Origin of the sequence: Maribellus maritimus, assembly GCF_022267315.1 — a bacterium.
Lineage (GTDB): Bacteria > Bacteroidota > Bacteroidia > Bacteroidales > Prolixibacteraceae > Draconibacterium > Draconibacterium maritimum.
Map to the genome: position 1 here is coordinate 1 of NZ_JAIKLE010000154.1, position 714 is coordinate 714.

Consider the following 714-nt stretch of genomic DNA (forward strand, 5'->3'; position numbering starts at 1 on the left):
CCACAACTTGACGAATCTGAATTCCGTATTTGTTGTCTAATCTATGTTGAGTTTAACAATACAGAGATTGCTATTATTTTAAGTTATAGCGTCAATACCGTTCAGGCAAAAAAGAGCGTAATAAGAAAAAAACTCCATATAAAAACTTTTGGAAACGTCCGTGATTTTTTAATAATGTCACTTCGGAATTAAACATATATTCGTTTTTATTAAGAAAAACTCTTAACAAAAAGCTATATCAAAACAACATGTCCCCCCGGGTAAGTTGCTGTAGTTTTGTATCTTACATTTTCTATTCTTCTAAAAAAGCTATATATAAGTTGATATCTCTTGTTTAACGAAACAATCATATTTAAATTTGAAAGTATAGTTTACAAATCTATATCATGAAAAACCTTCTAATCTTTTGCTTGATCTTTTTAGGAATAATTTTACCCTGGGATGGAGAATCTTCGTCTTCTACATCCAAAAATCCGAATGATGTTGAAAAACAAATTGAGCTGAAAGGCCATTTGTCAGATAGGCTGCCCAGATCGGTATTGCCCGATCCAATTCAGGCAACAATAAGTTCTTTCAGTCTGAATGTTGTTTTTTTGTACAATGTAGGTGCTATAGATGTAGTGTTTTATGCTACATCGGGTGACATCGTTTATGAAGCTAATATAAATACACAAACACAGGAGTATATCTCAATTGATGTATCTGATTGGGAAT

Annotated in this window: 2 protein-coding genes; both read left to right on the forward strand. The window is 31.9% G+C overall.

Translation table 11 applies throughout. From position 1 onward, the window contains the following. Window positions 1-192: helix-turn-helix transcriptional regulator (locus tag K5G00_RS29490; RefSeq protein ID WP_238770234.1), on the forward strand; the 192-nt coding region annotated here is incomplete at its 5' end. A 194-nt stretch (window positions 193-386) separates the two neighbouring features. Then, on the forward strand, window positions 387-714 hold a 328-nt coding region (locus K5G00_RS29495; protein ID WP_238770236.1), incomplete at its 3' end, for a DUF3244 domain-containing protein.